The 18,907-nt window shown below is 73.7% G+C and carries 16 protein-coding genes; 13 read left to right on the plus strand and 3 right to left on the minus strand.

All coding sequences use genetic code 11. The annotated features are described in order from the left end of the window. Nucleotides 1–42: 42 nt before the first annotated feature. From ACIA8O_RS38535 to ACIA8O_RS38555, 5 genes are all read left to right on the plus strand, one after another. Nucleotides 43–1,851 (plus strand): IucA/IucC family protein, encoded by a 1,809-nt coding sequence (locus ACIA8O_RS38535; protein WP_396298739.1) that lies wholly within the window; start codon nucleotides 43–45, stop codon nucleotides 1,849–1,851. After that, nucleotides 1,743–2,381, plus strand: a complete 639-nt coding sequence (locus ACIA8O_RS38540; protein ID WP_396298755.1) for a GNAT family N-acetyltransferase — start codon at nucleotides 1,743–1,745, stop codon at nucleotides 2,379–2,381. The genes ACIA8O_RS38535 and ACIA8O_RS38540 overlap by 109 nt, the downstream gene beginning before the upstream one ends. A gap of 68 nt (nucleotides 2,382–2,449) precedes the next feature. Beyond that, nucleotides 2,450–3,832 (plus strand): lysine N(6)-hydroxylase/L-ornithine N(5)-oxygenase family protein, encoded by a 1,383-nt coding sequence (locus ACIA8O_RS38545; RefSeq protein WP_396298740.1) that lies wholly within the window; start codon nucleotides 2,450–2,452, stop codon nucleotides 3,830–3,832. Between the two features lie 55 nt (nucleotides 3,833–3,887). Next, on the plus strand, nucleotides 3,888–5,591 hold the full coding sequence (locus ACIA8O_RS38550; RefSeq protein ID WP_396298756.1) for an IucA/IucC family protein: 1,704 nt from the start codon (nucleotides 3,888–3,890) through the stop codon (nucleotides 5,589–5,591). A gap of 12 nt (nucleotides 5,592–5,603) precedes the next feature. Further along, complete coding sequence (locus ACIA8O_RS38555; protein WP_396298741.1) at nucleotides 5,604–7,706, plus strand: ATP-dependent DNA helicase; 2,103 nt, start codon at nucleotides 5,604–5,606, stop codon at nucleotides 7,704–7,706. 213 nt (nucleotides 7,707–7,919) lie between these two features. Here ACIA8O_RS38555 and lexA read toward each other — a convergent pair whose 3' ends face one another. Further along, nucleotides 7,920–8,582 carry a transcriptional repressor LexA gene (gene lexA / locus ACIA8O_RS38560; protein ID WP_345288847.1) on the minus strand — a complete coding sequence of 221 codons (663 nt, stop codon included), beginning with the start codon at nucleotides 8,580–8,582 and terminating at the stop codon, nucleotides 7,920–7,922. Between the two features lie 439 nt (nucleotides 8,583–9,021). On the opposite strand from lexA, the gene nrdR reads away from it, so the two are divergent. From nrdR to ACIA8O_RS38580, 4 genes are all read left to right on the plus strand, one after another. After that, the gene (gene nrdR, locus ACIA8O_RS38565) at nucleotides 9,022–9,513 is read left to right on the plus strand and encodes a transcriptional regulator NrdR (protein WP_396298742.1); all 492 of its coding nucleotides are present in this window, start codon (nucleotides 9,022–9,024) and stop codon (nucleotides 9,511–9,513) included. A 129-nt stretch (nucleotides 9,514–9,642) separates the two neighbouring features. After that, a complete protein-coding gene (locus tag ACIA8O_RS38570; protein ID WP_396298743.1) occupies nucleotides 9,643–12,519 on the plus strand; it encodes a vitamin B12-dependent ribonucleotide reductase in 2,877 nt (958 codons plus the stop codon). Between the two features lie 106 nt (nucleotides 12,520–12,625). Then, a complete protein-coding gene (locus ACIA8O_RS38575) occupies nucleotides 12,626–13,171 on the plus strand; it encodes an FHA domain-containing protein (RefSeq protein WP_396298744.1) in 546 nt (181 codons plus the stop codon). A 155-nt stretch (nucleotides 13,172–13,326) separates the two neighbouring features. Continuing rightward, nucleotides 13,327–13,746, plus strand: coding sequence for a hypothetical protein (locus ACIA8O_RS38580; RefSeq protein WP_396298745.1), 420 nt, complete (start codon nucleotides 13,327–13,329; stop codon nucleotides 13,744–13,746). On the opposite strand, the gene ACIA8O_RS38585 is transcribed toward ACIA8O_RS38580, so the two are convergent. Together ACIA8O_RS38585 and ACIA8O_RS38590 are read right to left on the minus strand one after the other, a co-directional pair. Beyond that, entirely contained in the window at nucleotides 13,733–14,563 is an 831-nt protein-coding gene (locus tag ACIA8O_RS38585; protein WP_396298746.1) for a helix-turn-helix domain-containing protein, read from the minus strand. The genes ACIA8O_RS38580 and ACIA8O_RS38585 overlap by 14 nt on opposite strands. A gap of 10 nt (nucleotides 14,564–14,573) precedes the next feature. Further along, a complete protein-coding gene (locus ACIA8O_RS38590) occupies nucleotides 14,574–15,455 on the minus strand; it encodes an alpha/beta fold hydrolase (RefSeq protein ID WP_396298747.1) in 882 nt (293 codons plus the stop codon). Nucleotides 15,456–15,567: 112 nt separating this feature from the next. Between ACIA8O_RS38590 and ACIA8O_RS38595 the strand changes: the two genes are divergently transcribed. The 4 genes from ACIA8O_RS38595 to ACIA8O_RS38610 all read left to right on the plus strand — a co-directional run. Next, the gene (locus tag ACIA8O_RS38595) at nucleotides 15,568–16,170 is read left to right on the plus strand and encodes a TetR/AcrR family transcriptional regulator (RefSeq protein ID WP_396298748.1); all 603 of its coding nucleotides are present in this window, start codon (nucleotides 15,568–15,570) and stop codon (nucleotides 16,168–16,170) included. A gap of 32 nt (nucleotides 16,171–16,202) precedes the next feature. After that, nucleotides 16,203–16,421, plus strand: a complete 219-nt coding sequence (locus ACIA8O_RS38600; RefSeq protein ID WP_396298749.1) for an RNA polymerase subunit sigma-70 — start codon at nucleotides 16,203–16,205, stop codon at nucleotides 16,419–16,421. A gap of 3 nt (nucleotides 16,422–16,424) precedes the next feature. Continuing rightward, nucleotides 16,425–16,985 (plus strand): Clp protease N-terminal domain-containing protein, encoded by a 561-nt coding sequence (locus ACIA8O_RS38605; RefSeq protein ID WP_396298750.1) that lies wholly within the window; start codon nucleotides 16,425–16,427, stop codon nucleotides 16,983–16,985. 205 nt (nucleotides 16,986–17,190) lie between these two features. Further along, nucleotides 17,191–18,907 (plus strand): sensor histidine kinase (locus tag ACIA8O_RS38610; RefSeq protein WP_396298751.1); only part of this gene is annotated, 1,717 nt, incomplete at its 3' end.

Raw genomic sequence — 18,907 nt, forward strand, 5'->3', positions numbered from 1 at the left:
TACTCCCGGCGCCCGCACCTCCGCTCGCCCCAAGGAGCAGCCTTGAGCACCGTCCTGAGCACTGCCGCCTCCGCCGGAGCCCCGTCCGCCGTCCCGACCGCGCCGGCCGTCCGGACCACCGGGACGGGGCCCGCCCGGGACAGACTGCTCGACGCCGATCCGGCGGTGGCCGCCGAACAGGCCGGTACGGAGAGCCTGTTGCGCTGCTGGGCCCGGGAGACCGGGGCCCGGCCGGGGGCGGACGGGGTGCTCCGGGTGCCGGTGCTGGGCGGGGCGGCGGAGCTGGCCGCGCCGGTCCGGTACTGGTCGCCGGCCGGCTGGCACCGGTTCGGCGAGGTGACCCTGGCCGGGCTGCCGGTGGACGTGGTGACGGTGGCCACCCTGGTGGCCGGGGCCACCGCCGAGCGGCCGGAGGCCGGTCAACTCACCGACCTGGCGGCCCGGGTGGCCGATTCGGTGCTGCGCACCGCCGAGATCCTGGGCCGCCGCCGGGGCGAGGCCGAGAGCGGGGACGGGGCCGAGGACGGCTGGCCGTTCCTGGCGGCCGAGCAGGCGCTGCTGCTCGGGCACCCGCTGCACCCGACCCCGAAGAGCCGCGACGGCCTCGGCCCGGCGCAGAGCGCCGCGTACTCGCCGGAGCTGCGCGGCTCCTTCCGGCTGCACTGGTTCGCGGTCTCCCGGGAGCTGCTGGCCTCCGGTTCGGCGGTCGGCGTCCCGGCCGAGCAGCTCACCGCCCGGCTGCTCGGGGACGGCGTCCGGCTGCCCGAGGGCACCGCCGCGCTGCCCCTGCACCCTTGGCAGGCAGCCGAGTTGACGCTCCGCCCGGAGATCGCCGGGCTGCTCGCGAGCGGCGCGCTGCACGACCTGGGCGAGCAGGGCGAGCCCTGGCACCCGACCTCCTCGGTGCGCACCGTCTGCCGCCCCGGCACCCCGTGGATGCTCAAGCTCTCGCTCGGCCTGCGGATCACCAACTCGCGCCGGGAGAACCTCCGCAAGGAGCTGCTCCGCGGCCTGGAGGTGCACCGCCTGCTGGAGACCGGCCTGGCCGCCGAGTGGCAGGCCGTCCACCCGGGCTTCGACATCGTCCGCGACCCGGCCTGGCTGGGCGTCGACCTGCCGGGCGGCGCCGACCCGAACGGGCTGGACGTGGTGCTCCGTCAGCAGCCGTTCGGGCTGCGGGACCGGGCGCTCTGCGTGGCCGGGCTGGTCGCCGAGCGCCCGTACGGGGAGCGGGTCGGCTCCCGGCTCGGCACGGTGGTGCGCCGCCTGGCCGCGGCCAGCGGGCGCTCGGTGCAGACCGTGGCCACCGAGTGGTTCCTGCGCTACCTGGACGCCGTGGTGCTCCCGGTGCTCTGGCTGGACGGCCGGGGCGGCATCGCCCTGGAGGCGCACCAGCAGAACAGTCTGGTGCTGCTGGACCAGGCCGGCTGGCCGGTCGGCGGCCGCTACCGGGACAACCAGGGCTACTACTTCCGCGAGTCCGCCGCCGCCCGGCTGGAGGCCCGGCTGCCCGGCATCGGCCGGGAGAGCGACACCTTCCTGCCGGACCGGGTGATCGACAAGCACTTCGCCTACTACCTCGGCATCAACCACGTGCTCGGCCTGATCGGCGCCTTCGGCTCCCAGGGCCTGGCCGAGGAGCCGGTGCTGCTGGCGGCGCTGCGCGGCTTCCTGAACGGCCCGCAGGCCACCGCCACCGGCTCCGCACTGCCCGCGCTGCTGCTCGGCGGCGAGCAGCTGCACTGCAAGGCCAACCTGCTCACCCGGCTGAACGGGATGGACGAGCTGGTCGGCCCGGTGGCCACCCAGTCCGTCTACGTGGACATCCCCAACCCGGTGGCGGCCCGGTGAGGACCGCCGCCTTCGGGGCCGCCACCCCGGCCGGGGCGTTCGAGCTGCGCCCGGTGGACCCGGACCGCGACCTGGCGCTGCTGGCCGGCTGGATGAACGATCCGGCGGTCAGCCGCTGGTGGGAGCTGGCCGGCCCGCCGGGGACCACCGCCGCCCACCTCGCCCCGCAGCTGGCCCCCGGCAGCCACAGCACCCCCTACCTGGGGCTGCTGGACGGCACCCCGATGAGCTACTGGGAGGTCTACCGGGCCGAGGCCGACCGGCTGGCCGGGTACTACCCGGCCGAGCCCGGCGACACCGGCCTGCACCTGCTGATCGGCCCGCCGGAGCACCGGGGGAGGGGGCTCGGCGCGGTGCTGCTGACCGCACTGGCCGACGGGCTGCTGGCGGCCCCGGACCGCGTGCGCCTGGTGGCCGAGCCGGACCTCACCAACACCCCCTCGCTGCGCGCCTTCGAGCGGGCCGGCTTCGCCGCGGTGGCCGAGCTGGAGCTGCCCGAGAAGCGCGCCGCCCTGATGCTGCGCCAGTGACCGGCGCCCCCACCACCCCGTACCCGCTCCCGTACCCCGCTCCCATGACCTGCCGAGGCTAGGACGAGATGGACAACCCGCAGCCCGAACCGTACGACCTGCTGGGCGTCGGCATCGGCCCGTTCAACCTCTCGCTGGCCGCGCTGGCCGACCGGGTGGACGGGCTGCGCACGCTGTTCTGCGAGGCCAGGGAGGAGTTCCGCTGGCACCACGGGATGCTGGTGGACGGGGCCCGGATGCAGGTGCCGTTCCTGGCCGACCTGGTCTCGCTGGTGGACCCGACCAACCCCTGGTCCTTCCTCAACTACCTGCGCGAGCAGCAGCGGCTCTTCCCGTTCTACTTCGCCGAGCGCTTCCAGCTGGCCCGCCGCGAGTACGACCACTACTGCCGCTGGGCCGCCGAGCGGCTGCCCAACTGCCGCTTCGGCGCCCCCGTCACCGCCGTGCACTGGGAGCCCGAGGAGGGCCTCTACCGGGTGACAGCCGGCGGCGCCGTCCACCGGGCGGCCAACCTGGTGCTCGGCGTCGGCACCGAGCCGGTGCTCCCCGAGGCCTTCGCCGCGCTCCGCGGCCACCCCCGGGTCTGGCACTCGGACGGGTACCTGACCAACCGTCACCGCCTGGACGGGGCGAAGGACGTCACCGTGGTCGGCTCCGGCCAGTCCGGCGCCGAGGTCTTCCTCGACCTGCTGCGCACCCGGGGCACCGACGGCACCCGGCTGCGCTGGCTCACCCGGACCAGGGCGCTGGCCCCGATGGAGTACTCCAAGCTCGGCCTGGAGCACTTCACCCCCGACTACACCCGGCACTTCCACGCCCTGCCCGGCGAGGTCCGCGACCGGCTGGTGCGCGAGCAGTGGCAGCTGCACAAGGCGGCCAGCGCGGAGACCCTGGCCGAGATCCACGACCTGCTCTACGAACGGACCATCGGCCGCCCGCTGGACGCCGACCCGGTGGAGATCCGGCCCGGCACCGCCGTCACCGAGGCGCTGGCCGGCCCCTGCGGCGGCTTCGAACTGCTCTGCCGCCAGGGCGACTCGGGGGCCGCCCACGTGGTCCGCACCGAGGCCGTGGTGCTGGCCACCGGCTACCGCGCCGTCCGCCCGGCCGCGCTGGACCCGGTGGCCGAGCTGGTCGACTGGGACGAGCAGGGCCGGTTCAAGGTCGACCTGGACCACCGGGTCGCCACCCGGCCCGAGCTGACCGGCGGTCTGTACGTGCAGAACGCGGAGCTGCACACTCACGGGGTCGGCACACCGGACCTCGGGCTCGGCGCCCACCGGGCCGCCGTGATCCTGAACGCCGTCACCGGCCGCACCGTGCACCGGCTGCCCGACCGCACCGCCTGGACCAGCTTCGCCCCGCCCGTCCACACCGCCCGACCCGGCGGTGTGCCCGTCCCCGCGCTCCCACGCCCGCAGGAGGCGAACCGTGCCGCTGTCCCCCACTGAGCTCCACCGACCAGCGCAGCTCACCGCCGCGCTCTGGCAACGGGCCCGCCGGGCGATGCTGGCCAAGATGATCGGTGAGTTCGCCTACGAGGAGCTGTTCGTCCCCGAGCCGGACGGCACCGGCTACCGGCTCGAACTCCCCGGCGCGGTCTACCGGTTCACCGCCCGCCGGGGCGCGTACGGGAGCTGGCAGGTGGACCCGGACTCGGTGGCCTGCGCGGCCGACCCGGCGGGTGACCCGCTCCGGCTGCTCCAGCTGGCCCGCACCACCCTCGGGCTCTCCGGCGACACCGTCGGCCACCTGGTCCGCGAGCTGACCGCCACCCTGATGGCCGACGCCGGGCTGCTGGCCGAGGAGCTGACCGCCGCCGAACTCGCCGACCTGGACCACCCCTCGCTGGAGGGCCGGCAGGGCGGCCACCCCTGGATCGTGCCGAACAAGGGCCGGCTCGGCCTCTCCGCCCGGGACGCGGCCGCCTGGACCCCGGAGGCCCGGCAGCCGCAGCGGCTGCCCTGGCTCGCGGTGCACCGCAGCCTGGCCGAGTACCGGGGCCAAGCGGACCTGTACGAGCAGGAGTTGAGCCCCGAGTTCCGCGAGCTGGCCGGTCCGGACTTCCTGCTGCTGCCGGTCCACCCCTGGCAGTGGGACGAGGTGCTGCTGCCGCTGTTCGCCCCCTGGATCGCCGAGGGCCTGATCGTCCCGCTGCCCAGCGACGGTGACCTGCGGCTGCCCCAGCAGTCCATCCGCAGCTTCTTCAACCTTAGCCACCCCGAGCGCTGCACCGTCAAGCTCCCGCTCTCGGTGCTCAACACCCTGGTCTGGCGCGGCCTGCCGACCGAACGCACCCTGGCCGCCCCCGCCGTCACCTCCTGGATCCACGGCCTGCGGGACGGCGACCCGTTCCTGCGCGACGAGTGCCGGGTGATCCTGCTCGGCGAGATCGCCTCCGTCACGGTGGACCACCCGCTCTACCGGGACCTGCCGGAAGTGCCGTACCAGTACAAGGAGTTGCTCGGCGCGATCTGGCGCGAGCCGCTCGGCCGGTACCTGGCCCCGCACGAGCGGGCCCGCACCCTGGCCTCGCTGCTCCAGACCGGCTCGGACGGCCGCGCCCTGGCGGCCGAGCTGGTCGGCCGCTCCGGGCTGCCCGCCAGGGACTGGCTGCGCCGGCTGTTCGCCGTGATGATGCCGCCGCTGCTGCACTTCCTCTACCGGTACGGCACCGTCTTCTCCCCGCACGGCGAGAACGCCATCATCGTCTTCGACCAGCACGACGCCCCGGCCCGCCTCGCGGTCAAGGACTTCGTCGACGACGTCAACATCAGCGACCAGCCGCTGCCCGAGCTGGACGGCCTGCCGGAGGAGGTCGGCGGGGTGCTGCTGCGCGAACCCCCGGCCTTCCTCTGCCAGTTCCTGCACTCCGGCCTGTTCATCGGCGTCTTCCGCTATCTGGCCCCGCTGTTCGAGCGTCAGCTGGGCGTCCCGGAGAACGAGTTCTGGGAGCTGCTGCGCGAGCGGATCACCGCCTACCAGCGGCGCTTCCCCGAACTCGGCGAGCGCTTCCGGCTCTTCGACCTCTTCACCCCGAGGATCGACCGGCTCTGCCTGAACCGGAACCGGCTGCTGCTGGACGGCTACCGGGACCGGCCGGAGCGCCCGCACGCCGCCGTGCACGGCCAGGTGGCCAACCCGCTGCACCTCGGCGGGACGGTCCCGGCCCCGGCCCGGCAGGACCGGATTGTCACTCCCACGCCGTAGGCTGGGCGGGCCATGACGAACGACTCCGCACCCCAGGCCCTGCCCGGCACCGCCGAGGCCCCGGCGCCCGTCACCCGCGCCGCGCTCCCGGAGCTGCTGCACACCGCCGTCCAGGCCGTCGGGGGTGTCGAGCGCCCGGGTCAGGTCGCGATGGCCTCCGCCGTCGCCGACGCGGTGGGCAGCGGCGAGCACCTCCTGGTGCAGGCCGGCACCGGCACCGGAAAGTCCCTCGCCTACCTTGTCCCCGCGCTCGCGCACGGGGACAAGGTGGTGGTGGCCACCGCCACCCTGGCCCTCCAACGCCAGCTGGTGGAGCGGGACTTGCCGCGCACGGTGGAGGCGCTGCACCCGGTGCTGCGCCGCCGCCCGGAGTTCGCCATGCTCAAGGGGCGGTCCAACTACGTCTGCCTGCACCGCGTCCACGAGGGCACCCCGAGCGACGAGGGCGAGGGCCTCTTCGACCCGGTCGAGGCCCTCGGCGGCCCCACCGGCAAGCTCGGCCAGGACGTCCTGCGGCTGCGCGAGTGGGCCGAGGAGACCGAGACGGGGGACCGCGACGACATGTCGCCCGGCGTCTCCGACAAGGCCTGGGCCCAGCTGTCGGTGACGTCCAAGGAGTGCCTGGGCGCCACCAAGTGCGCCTACGGCCAGGAGTGCTTCGCCGAGCAGGCCCGCGAGCGCGCCAAGCTGGCCGACGTGGTGGTGACCAACCACGCGATGCTCGCCATCGACGCCATCGAGGGCGCCCCCGTCCTCCCCGAGCACGGCCTGCTGATCGTCGACGAGGCCCACGAGCTGGTGAACCGGGTGACCGGCGCCGCCACCGGCGAGCTCACCGTCGGCGCCGTCAACCGGGCCGTCAAGCGCGCCGCCAGGCTGGCCAACGAGAAGGCCGTGGACGCCCTCCAGGCCGCCGCCGAGAACTACCACGGCCTGATGGAGACCGCCCAGCCCGGCCGGGTCGAGGGCGAGCTCCCCGAGTACCTCGGCTACGCCGTCACCGCCATCCGGGACGCCGCCCGCCAGGTGATCACCTCGCTCGGCGAGACCAGGGACAAGGCCCTGACGGACGAGGACGCCGTCCGCAAGCAGGCGATGGCCTCGGCGGAGAACCTGCACGAGACCGCCGGCCGGCTGTTGGAGGGCTCCGAGTACGACGTCATCTGGATCGAGCGCACCGACCGCTTCGGCCCCGGTACCGCCTCCCTGCGGGTCGCCCCGCTGAGCGTCTCCGGCCTGCTGCGGGAGAGCCTCTACAAGGAGCGCTCGGTCGTCCTCACCTCCGCCACCCTCAAGCTCGGCGGCGACTTCGGCGGCGTGGCCGCCTCGGTGGGCCTCCCGGCGGAGGGCCGGCTGCCGGACGTGCGCACGGCGGACGAGCCGGAGCTGGTCCAGGACGAGACCACCCCGCCGTACTGGCGCGGCCTGGACGTCGGCTCCCCGTTCAGCTACCCCAAGCAGGGCATCCTCTACGTCGCCCGCCACCTGCCCGAGCCCGGGCGGGACCTCGAACGGCCGCAGATGCTCGACGAGTTGGCGGAACTGATCGACGCGGCGGGCGGGCGCACGCTGGGCCTGTTCTCGTCGATGCGGGGCGCCAAGGCGGCGGCGGAGGCGCTCCGGGAGCGGCTCGACCACCGGATCCTGCTCCAGGGCGAGGACACCCTCGGCGAGCTGATCCGGGAGTTCGCCTCGGACTCCTCGACCTGCCTGTTCGGGACCTTGTCGCTGTGGCAGGGCGTCGACGTGCCGGGCTCCGCCTGCCAGCTGGTGGTGATGGACCGCATCCCGTTCCCCCGGCCGGACGACCCGCTGATGAGCGCCCGCCAGAAGGACGTGGAGGCGCGAGGCGGGAACGGCTTCATGGCGGTGGCCGCCACCCACGCGGCGCTGCTGATGGCCCAGGGCGCCGGCCGGCTGGTCCGCGCGGCGGACGACCGCGGCGTGGTGGCGGTGCTCGACCCGCGGGTGGCGACCAAGCGGTACGGCGGCTTCTTCAAGTCCTCCATGCCCGACTTCTGGTACACCGACGACCGCAACCAGGTCCGCCGCTCCCTCGCCGCCATCGACGCCTCGGCCCCGCCGGTCAAGCCGGTCACCAAGCGCAAGAGCTGACCCGCGACGCCCGGAGGGCAGCACGCCAGGGGCACGAGGACGTACGTGGTGACACCAGGGGCGCGAGGAACTGCGCGAGGCGGAAGGCGGCTCACCTGCAACCGACTCACCGTCAGCCGGTTGCAGGTGCTGCCTTTCCACCGCGCGCAGTTCCCCGCGCCCCTGGTGCAACCACGTACGTTCCTCGCGCCCGTGGGTGGCGCGCCGCGTGCCTCAGAGGCGGCGGAGGACCGCGACGACCTTGCCGAGGATGGTGGCGTTGTCGCCCGGGATGGGCTCGTAGGCCGGGTTGTGCGGCATCAGCCAGATCTTGCCGTCCTCGCGCTTGAGGCGCTTCACGGTGGCCTCCCCGTCGATCATCGCCGCGACGATGTCCCCGTTCTCGGCGACCGGCTGGCGGCGGACGGTGACCCAGTCGCCGTCGCAGATGGCGGCCTCGATCATCGAGTCGCCCCGCACGGTGAGCGCGAACAGCTCGCCCTCGCCGACCAGCTGGCGGGGCAGCGGGAAGACGTCCTCGACCGTCTGCTCGGCCAGGATCGGGCCGCCGGCGGCGATCCGGCCGACCAGCGGGACGTAGGAGGTGGAGGGCCGGCCCGCCGCCTCGGCGGTGTTCGGCCGGGCGACCTCGACGCCGCGGACCTCGTAGGCGCGGGGGCGGTGCGGGTCGCGCCGCAGGAAGCCCTTGCGCTCCAGGGCCATCAGCTGGTGGGCCACGGAGGAGGTGGAGGAGAGCCCCACGGCCTGGCCGATCTCCCGCATGGACGGCGGGTAGCCGCGCCGCTGGACCGAGTCCCGGATGACCTCGATGACCCGCCGCTGGCGCTCCGTCAGACCGGCCTCGTCGGTGCGGATGCCCGGCGGGCGGCCCGGCATGGCGCGGGTCGGGGCGGGCTGGCCGAGGACGTCGTCCTGGGCGGCGGAGTGCTCGATCGGCTGGCTCCGGCTCATGGTGTGGTCCACGCTCTCCTGGTCGGCGGTGCGCGCGGAACGCTCCTGCACCGGGATGGAGGTCTTGGCTTCGAGAGTGTTCACGGCGGGTTCCTTCCGACTGCTGGCCCTCTTTCCCAGCTCAACAGGGGCACCGATCGAAAGGTTGCGCCAAACACACGTTCGAGTGAATTTATTCGAGTCGGGCTGACTCGATCAAGGCCTTGGGTGTACATCGCTTAAGTGTTCGACTGGATAAGTCTAGGACACGGCGGCGCGTCGGGATGCGACCACAACATCTAGGGCATAGGTTCTCGGTCGAGCCCACCCCTTGTGGTCGGTGTAGGCTGGTCCGAGTCCGCTGTCGCCGTCGAGGGAGTTCCCGATGCACTGCCCCTTCTGTCGGCATCCGGACAGCCGGGTCGTGGACAGCAGAGCCAGTGACGACGGGAGTTCCATCCGCCGTCGCCGCCAGTGTCCCGACTGCGGCCGCCGTTTCACCACCGTGGAGACCGCCACGCTGATGGTGGTCAAGCGCAGCGGGGTGACCGAGCCGTTCTCCCGGTCGAAGGTGATCACCGGAGTCCGCAAGGCCTGTCAGGGCCGTCCGGTCACGGAGGACGCGCTGGCCCAGCTCGGGCAGCGGGTCGAGGAGTGCGTCCGGGCATCCGGCAGCGCGGAACTCTCGACCCACGACGTGGGGCTTGCCATACTCGGCCCACTCAAGGAACTCGACCTGGTCGCTTACCTGCGCTTCGCGTCGGTGTACCGGGCCTTCAACGATCTCGAAGACTTCGAGGCCGCCATCGCGGAGCTCCGCGCCGGGCAGCCTCTCCCCGCGGAGGACGACATCGCCGTCCTCTCCGCCACGCCCTGACCTACTGACCCAACCAGTCGGCCCGGGTGTCAGGCGTGCCCGAAAACGGTGCGCTGAACACTGCCGTCCACCCCCAGACCCATCTGATAATGGGACATTGGGGGATTTGCCCTAGAGGAGAAGCGAGAAGTGACCGACACCACGAGCGGGGCCGCACGCGGGTCGAAGGCTGCCAAGGGGGCCGGCAAGGCTCCCAAGGGCGGTCTGCGGATCGAGCGCATCTACACCACTCCGGGCGTGCACCCCTACGACCAGGTCACCTGGGAGCGCCGCGACGTCGTCATGACCAACTGGCGTGACGGGTCGGTCAACTTCGAGCAGCGCGGCGTCGAGTTCCCCGACTTCTGGTCGGTGAACGCGGTCAACATCGTGACCTCGAAGTACTTCCGCGGTGCGGTCGGCAGCCCGCAGCGCGAGTGGAGCCTCAAGCAGATCATCGACCGCGTGGTCCTCACCTACCGCGCGGCCGGCGAGAAGAACGGCTACTTCGCCTCCTCCGAGGACGCCGAGGTCTTCGAGCACGAGCTCACCCACGCCCTGCTCCACCAGGTCTTCAGCTTCAACTCGCCGGTCTGGTTCAACGTCGGCACCAAGCAGCCCCAGCAGGTCTCCGCCTGCTTCATCCTGGCCGTCGACGACTCCATGGAGTCGATCCTCGACTGGTACAAGGAAGAGGGCATGATCTTCAAGGGCGGCTCCGGCGCCGGCCTGAACCTCTCCCGCATCCGCTCCTCCAAGGAACTGCTCTCCTCCGGCGGCAACGCCTCCGGCCCGGTCTCCTTCATGCGCGGCGCCGACGCCTCCGCCGGCACCATCAAGTCCGGCGGCGCCACCCGCCGCGCGGCCAAGATGGTCGTCCTGGACGTGGACCACCCGGACGTCGAGGCCTTCATCGACACCAAGGTGAAGGAGGAGGAGAAGATCCGCGCGCTGCGCGACGCGGGCTTCGACATGGACCTGGGCGGCGACGACATCACGTCCGTCCAGTACCAGAACGCCAACAACTCGGTCCGGGTCTCCGACGAGTTCATGACCGCGGTCGAGAACGGCACCGAGTTCGGCCTGCGGGCCCGGATGACCGGTGAGGTCATCGAGACCGTCGACGCCAAGAAGCTCTTCCGCAAGATGGCCGAGGCCGCCTGGGCCTGCGCCGACCCGGGCATCCAGTACGACTCCACGATCAACCACTGGCACACCTGCCCGGAGTCCGGCCGGATCAACGCGTCCAACCCCTGCTCCGAGTACATGCACCTGGACAACTCCAGCTGCAACCTCGCCTCGCTCAACCTGATGAAGTTCCTCCGCGACGACGACTCCTTCGACGCCGAGCGCTTCGCCAAGGTCGTCGAGCTGGTCATCACCGCGATGGACATCTCCATCTGCTTCGCCGACTTCCCGACCGAGAAGATCGGTGAAACCACCCGCGCCTACCGGCAGTTGGGCATCGGCTACGCCAACCTCGGCGCCCTGCTGATGGCCACCGGCCACGCCTACGACTCCGAGGGCGGCCGCGCCCTGGCCGGCTCCATCACCTCGCTGATGACCGGCACCGCCTACCGCCGCGGCGCCGAACTGGCCGGCGTGGTCGGCCCGTACGACGGCTACGCCCGCAACGCGGCCCCGCACCAGCGGGTCATGCAGCAGCACGCCGACGCCAACGCCGCCGCGCGCTCCTACGACGACCTGGACGCCCCGGTCTGGGCCGCGGCCACCGAGACCTGGGGCGACGTGCTCCGGCTCGGCGCGCAGAACGGTTTCCGCAACGCGCAGGCCTCGGTGCTGGCCCCGACCGGCACCATCGGCCTGATGATGGACTGCGACACCACCGGCGTGGAGCCGGACCTGGCGCTGGTGAAGTTCAAGAAGCTGGTCGGCGGCGGCTCGATGCAGATCGTGAACAACACCGTGCCGCGCGCCCTCAAGCGCCTCGGCTACCAGCAGGAGCAGATCGAGGCGGTCGTCGCCCACATCGCCGAGCACGGCAACGTGGTGGACGCCCCCGGCCTCAAGCCGGCCGACTACGAGGTCTTCGACTGCGCGATGGGCGAGCGGGTCATCTCCGCGATGGGCCACGTGCGGATGATGGCGGCGATCCAGCCGTGGATCTCCGGCGCGATCTCCAAGACCGTCAACATGCCCGAGGTCGCCACCGTCGAGGAGATCGAGGAGATCTACTTCGAGGCGTGGAAGCTCGGCGTCAAGGCGCTCGCCATCTACCGCGACAACTGCAAGGTCGGCCAGCCGCTCTCGGCCAAGAAGAAGGACGCGCCGGCCGTGGAGGCGCCCGCCGCCGCGGCCGCCCCGGCCCCGGTGGTCGAGTACCGCCCGGTCCGCAAGCGCCTCCCGAAGGGCCGTCCCGGCATCACCACCTCCTTCACGGTGGGCGGCGCCGAGGGCTACATGACCGCCAACTCCTACCCGGACGACGGTCTGGGCGAGGTCTTCCTGAAGATGTCCAAGCAGGGCTCGACCCTCGCGGGCATGATGGACGCCTTCTCGATCGCGGTGTCGGTCGGCATGCAGTACGGCGTCCCGCTGGAGACCTACGTCGCGAAGTTCACCAACATGCGCTTCGAGCCGGCCGGTCTGACCGACGACCCGGACGTGCGGATGGCGCAGTCGATCGTCGACTACATCTTCCGCCGCCTGGCGCTGGACTTCCTGCCCTTCGAGACCCGCTCCGCGCTGGGCATCCACTCCGTCGAGGAGCGCACCCGGCACCTGGAGACCGGCTCCTACGAGCCGATCGACTCGGAGGACGTGGACGTCGAGGGCCTGGCCCAGTCCGCCCCGGTCACGGTCACCCCGGTCCCGGCGGCCAAGTCGGCCCCGGCCGTGCCGGCCGCTCCGGCCCCGAAGCAGGCGCACAACTCCACCGAGCTGATGGAGATCCAGCTGGGCCTCAACGCCGACGCCCCGCTCTGCTTCTCCTGCGGCACCAAGATGCGCCGCGCCGGCAGCTGCTACCTCTGCGAGGGCTGCGGCTCCACCAGCGGCTGCAGCTGATCCGCCGATCCCGCTGACGGGCCCCGACCACCTGGTGGTCGGGGCCCGTCCCCGTTCGACGGAGGGCGCTGGACAGGGCCGGTGGGCGGCGCGGAGAATCCCTGACATGGCGTCGATCGAGCTCCGCACCGCGTTGGTACGGCCGTCCGAGGTGGAACGGGACCGTGCGCTGGACGTGCTGCGCGAGGGGGTCGGGTCCGGGAGGCTCTCGCACGACACCTTCGTCCGGCGGATGGAGCTGGTGCTCTCCGCCCGGACCAGGGCCGAACTCGCCGACGTGGTGGACGACTTGGAGGGCCACGATCCGCTCTCCCGGTTCCTGCTGCGCACCGTGGCGCGGGCCTCGGCCCTGCGGGTCGGGCTGCGGCGGAGCTGGCGGGCCGAGGAGCTGCCGGGTCTGGGGCTGCCCGGGCCCGGGGTGACGGTGCTGCGGATCGGCCGGATCCCCGGCTCCGGCCTGCGGCTCGGCGACGCCACCGTCTCCCGGCACCACGCCGAGCTCCGGCTGGAGGGGCTGGAGTGGGTGCTGCACGACCTCGGCTCCAGCAACGGCACCTTCGTGAACGAGCGCCGGGTGGCCGGTGCGGTGGTGGTCCGGGCCGGGGACCGGGTCCGGTTCGGTCGGCTGGCCTTCCGGCTCACCGCGGTCTGACGGCCGGCCCGTGGACGGTCCGCCCGTGGACGGTCCGGCATTACCTCGGACGTAATCGACCCGCGTCGGCCCGGGCGGCAGAGTTGGTGTCAGCCGCCCGGGGGTCTCCCGGGAGGGGCTCCAAGGAGATCGTGTCCCGAGAGGGTGGGTTCGGCATGGCTGTGAACTCGGTTGCCGGTGTGGTCCGTTCGGTCGGTGCTCCGCAGCGTTGGCTGCGGCAGGTGCTGGGGCTGGACGCGGTGGTGACGGGTGGGAACGGGCTGGCGTACGTGGCGTTCGCCGGTCCGTTGGGGGAGTTGCTGGGGGTCTCGGAGGGGGTGCTCCGGGAGATCGGGGTGTTCCTGGTCGGGTACGCGGCGCTGGTCGCGGTGCTGGCGGGGCAGCGGCGGCCCGCGCCGCTGGGGGTGAAGGCGGTGATCGACGCGAACCTGGTCTGGCCGGTGCTGAGTGTGGTGGCGATGGAGCTGTGGCTGGAGCCGACCACCGCCGGGATGGTGTGGATCCCGGTGCAGGCGGCCACGGTGGCGGGCTTCGCGGTGCTGCAGTGGAGGGCGCTGCGGGCTACCTCGGCATGAGGGAGTGCAGGTAGGTGGCGGTCTCCGGGTCGGCCGGGAGGAAGGTCTCCATGGCCAGTTCGGAGACCGTCACGTCGGTGGGGGTGTTGAAGGTGGCGATGGTGGAGAGGAAGGACAGCACCTGCCCGCCGTGCTCGATCCGCAGCGGCAGGGCGAACGGGAAGACCTCGTGGGCGTCCTGGGGCTCGTCCGCGGTGTCGGGCAGCGGGTAGGCGCGGACCTCCTCGAAGAGGGCGCGCACCGTCTCGGAGCGGACCAGGGCGATCTGACGCTCCATCTGTTCCAGCAGGTGGGCGCGCCACTGGCGCAGGTTGCGGATCTTCGGTGCGATGCCGCGCGGGTGCAGGGTGAGCCGCATGGCGTTCATCGGCTGGGTGAGCAGCTCCGGGTCGATCCCGTCGAGCAGCAGCCCGATGCCCCGGTTGGCGGCCAGCACCCGGTAGCCGCCGTCCACGATCAGTGCGGGGTAGGGCTCGTGGGCGGCGAGCAGGCGCTCCATGCCCTCGCGGAGGGCGTCCAGTGCGGGGTCGTCCAAGGGGGTCTCCGCGTAGTGCGGGGCGTAACCGGCGGCCAGCAGCAGGGAGTTGCGTTCCCGGACCGGGACGTCGAGGTGCTCGGAGAGGCGCAGCAGCAGGTCCTGGCCGGGGCGGGAGCGGCCGGTCTCGATGAAGCTGATGTGCCGGGCGGAGGAGTCGGCGGCGAGGGCGAGCTGGAGCTGGCTCATGCCGCGCCGTTCGCGCCAGCCGCGGAGCAGGGCCCCCGCCCCGGTGGCCGCTGCGGTGCCCGTTCCGGTGTCGGTGGTCGCGGTACCAGTCATACCGGGCAACCTACCCGATGAACTCCCTGATCAGCCGGGCCGTCTCGGCAGGGCGCTCCAGGTGGAGCAGGTGGCCGGCCCCGACGTCGGCGGTGTGCGGGAGGGTGGCCAGTTCGCGGTCGATCCCGGCGACCAGGGCGGTGGTCAACTCGGCCTGCCGGGGCGGCAGATGGCCGACGGTAGGCGGGACGGCGCCCCGGACGAAGAGGGCGGGGCAGGTCAGTGCACGGGCCTCGGCGAACATGTCCCAGCCGTCCAACGGGGCCATCAGGGACGGGAGTTCGGCGGGGGTGGGGCGGGCGGTGCCGTCGTCGGCGCGGGCCCGCAGGGCGGTGGCCACCTCGGCCCCGGGGTCGGTGCCGAGCTGGGCGGCGCGGGCCCGGGCGCGGGAGGCGCAGGTCTCGGCGGTGAGGGGCTCGGCGGGGTGGGAGGCGAAGAGGGCGAGCTGTTCGGCCCGGCGCTCGGTCACCTCGGTGGCGCTCAGGCCCGGGTAGAGGGACGGCACGCCGGGGCCGAAGCCGTCCAGGTCGACCAGGCCCCGGACGGCGCCGGGGCGGGTGGCCGCGTAGCGGACGGCGAGCATGCCGCCGAGGGAGTGGCCGACCAGCCAGGGGGTGCGCAGGCCGAGGGCGGCGATCACGGCGTCCAGGTCGGCGAGCAGGGCGGGCCAGCCGTAGTCGCCGTCGCCCTCGGAGCGGCCGTGGCCGCGCAGGTCGAGGGCGGTCAGGCGCAGGCCGGGGAGGTGGGGGCGCAGGGGTTCCCAGTCGAGGGCGGTGCGGGTGGCGCCGTGCAGGAGCAGGACGTCGGGGCCCGGGCCGCCGTGGTCGAGGACGGCGAGGCGGCCGGCGGGGCCGTCGAGGTGGAGTTCGGTGGTGCGGAGGGTGGTGGGCAAAGGCGTCCTCTCGTTAAAGCGACTGGAGTCGCGTTAATCTGAGCGTGCCAGCCCGGCCGGAGTCTGGCAAGCCTTAATGCGACTGGAGTCGACTTTGTCCGAGGAGCCCCAGGTGAAGCCCGTCGAGAAGCGCCCGGGCGGCCGGAGCGCCCGTGTCCTGGCCGACGTGGTCGCGGCCACCCTGGCCGAGGTGACCGAGAAGCCGTACGACGAGCTGACGGCCGAGGCGGTCGCCGCCCGCGCGGGCGTGCACAAGGCCACCCTCTACCGCCGCTGGGGCGGGGTGGACGGGTTGATCGCCCAGGCGCTGGAGAGTTCCGCCGGGCAGGAGTGGCCCGTCCCCGACACCGGCGCGGTGGGGCGTGACCTGCGCCTGCTGGCGGGCGAGGTCCACCGGGTGTTCGCCGATCCGGAGGCCGGGGCCACGCCCAGGGCGCTGATCGCCGCCGCGCTCCGCTCCGAGCGGGGTGCCGCCGCGCTGCACGCGTTCTTCGCCGCCCGCCACCGCCAGGCCGCCGTGCTGGTCTCGCGGGCCGTGGTCCGGGGTGAACTGCCGGACGGCACCGACCCGGTGGCGCTGGTCCGGGCGGCCACCGCGCCGCTCTACCACTGCCTCTTCCTGACCGGCGAGCCGCTGGACGGGCGGGATGCCGACCGGGCGGCCGAGGCGGCGCTGGTGGCCGGCCGGGCCGGGGCCTTTGTCAACCAGGGTTGACAGATGCCGAGCCGTCAACCAAAGTTGACAGCATGAGCGACACCAAGCAGCTCGCGGCAGCCGCGAGCAGTCGTGACCCGGCGGTCGGCCTGCGCGCGGTGCGGGCCCTGCGGGACCTGGCGGACCGGCTGGAGGACCTCCAGGTCGGGAACGCGCGGAGCCAGGGCTGGTCCTGGCAGGAGATCGCGGTCTGCCTCGGCGTCAGCCGGCAGGCCGTCCACAAGAAGCACGCCAAGCGGGACGGAGGCTGAGGGATGTTCGAGCGGTTCACGGTGACGGCCCGTCAGGTGGTGGTGCGGGCCCGGGCCGAGGCGGAGGAGCTGGGCCACGCGTACACCGGCACCGAGCACCTGCTGCTCGGGGTGCTGGCCGACCCGTCCGACCCGGCGGCGGCCCTGCTGGCGGAGAAGGGGCTGGACTACGCCGCCGCCCGGGCGGCGGTGGTCCGGCTGGTCGGCGGCCCGGACGGTGACGCCGAGGCACTGGCCTCGATCGGGGTGGACCTGGATGCCGTCCGGGCCGCGGTGGAGGCCGAGTTCGGCGCGGGGGCGCTCGACGGCGGCCAGGCGGAGCCCAGGCGGCGCGGCTGGCTGCGGAGCGCGGTCACCGACCGCAGTCCGTTCACCCCGCGCGCCAAGAAGGTGCTGGAGCTCTCGCTCCGGGAGGCGCTGCGGCTGAAGGACCGGGAGATCGCGGTGCGCCACCTGCTGCTCGGCCTGCTCCGCGAGGGCGGCGGCCTCGGGGTCCGGGTGATCGCCGACCGGGGGATCGACCTCGCCCTGCTGCGCCAGGAGTTGGAGGCCCGTACGGCTTGATTTCACGGGCCGTTCGGACACCGCCCGTCGAAGGTGACGGACGGTGTCCGAAAGCCGGACGCTGCGTCAGATGCCGTCTTGAGTACAAGTGGTGAATGGATATGATCTGCTGACCGCGTGTACTGATCAACCGCCCGGAGAGTGACGGGTGCGGTGCGCTGGTCGACCGCCCAGCAGCAGCCGTCCGCCCCCGAGGATCAGACTGATGAGAGCTCAGCCCCGCCGCGCCACCGGCGGTAGCAGCAGCACGGCCCGGTGGGCCGCGGTCGGCCTGCTGGTCGGTGCCGCCGCAGGTGCCACCGCGATCGCCGCCACCCCGTCCGGCCACCGCGCCGCCGTGGTCGCCGCGGTGGCCGGGGCCCTGCTGCTCTGGCTCGTCCTGCTCGCGCTGACCTGCCGTCAGCTCGACCGCCGGCAGCGCGCCGAGGCCGATCTGGACGCCACCCGGTACGAGCTCACCGAGGTGACCGGCCGGGCCGCCGCCCTGCACGCCGAGCTCGGCGCCACCCACACGGCGGCCGCCCAGCTGCGCGCCGCGCTGGCCGCCGCCCAGGCCGAGGCCGACGCGCTCCGCGGCGACCTGCACGCCGCCAACGAGGCGCTGCACGAGAGCCGGGCCGAGGCCCACGAACTGCACGGCCTGGCCCGGATGGCGCACGAGGAGCGCACCGCGCTCGACCGGCTGACCGGCGAGGTGCTGCCCGAGGTGCTCCGCCGGCTGCGCTCCGGCAGCTCGGTGGAGACGGTGCTGGCCGGCCAGGCCGGGATCCCGCACGCCCAGCTGCTGCGCACCGTGGCCACCGAGGTCGGCCGGGGCGAGCGGCAGCGGGCCGCCGCGCTCGCGGTCTGCGCGACCGCCGCCGGACGGGTCCAGGCGCTGGCCACCAGCATGCACGCGGAGCTGCGCGAGATGCAGCACCGGCACGGCGAGGACGTGCTCGGCGACCTGCTGACGCTCGACCACTCCACCGCCCAGGCGGGGAGGATGGCCGACTCGATCGCGGTGCTCACCGGCGCCCGCACCGGCCGCCGCTGGACCAGGCCGATCGGCGTGGAGTCGATCCTGCGCGGTGCGCTCGGCCGGATCGGCGGCTACCGCCGGGTCCGGCTGCACTCGGCCAGCACGGCGGCGGTGGCCGGCTTCGCGGCCGAGGGCGTGATGCACGCGCTGGCCGAGATCCTGGACAACGCGGCCAACTTCTCCGCCCCGCCCGCCGAGGTCCACGTCTACGTGGAGGAGGTGCACTCCGGCCTGGTGATCACCGTCGAGGACGGTGGCCTCGGCCTCGGCGAGAGCTGGCTGCGCCGGGCCGAACAGGCCGTCTCCGCCGAGCCGTTGGACCTCGCCTCGCTCTCCTCCGGCACCCGGCTGGGCCTGGCCGTGGTCGGCGTGCTGGCCCGCAAACACGGGCTGCAGGTCTCCTTCCGGCCGTCCGCCCGGGGCGGCACCGGTGTGGTGGTGCTGATCCCCGAGCAGCTGATCACCCACCCGGCGCCCGAGCGGCCCGAGCCGTCCGTCCGGGCCGCCGCCGAGCCCGCCCCCGTGCACGAGCGTCCGGCCGCCCAGCCGGTGGTCACCGCGACCACCGAGCACGGACTGCCGCAGCGCCGCCGGGGCCAGACCCTGAGCGCGGCCCAGGCCGCGCCCGCCCCCGCCGCGCCCGCGCCCGCCGCCGGGCCCACCCCCGTACCCGCGCCGCGCGCCGACGCGGCGGTGGCGGCCTCCCGGTTCGGCGCCTTCCGCCGCGCCCTGCAGGCCGCCGACGGGCCGGCCCCCGCGCCCGCCGAAGCGCCGACCCCCGCCGAAGCGCCGGCCCCCGCCCCCGTCGGCGGGCCCGCCGCCGCGCCCCCGCCCGCCCCCCCCCCCGCGCCCCCCGCCCCCCCCCCCGGGGCGCCCCGGGCCGCCCCCCCAGCGCGCCCCC

Source organism: Kitasatospora sp. NPDC051853, from assembly GCF_044452665.1.
Taxonomy (GTDB): Bacteria; Actinomycetota; Actinomycetes; order Streptomycetales; family Streptomycetaceae; genus Kitasatospora.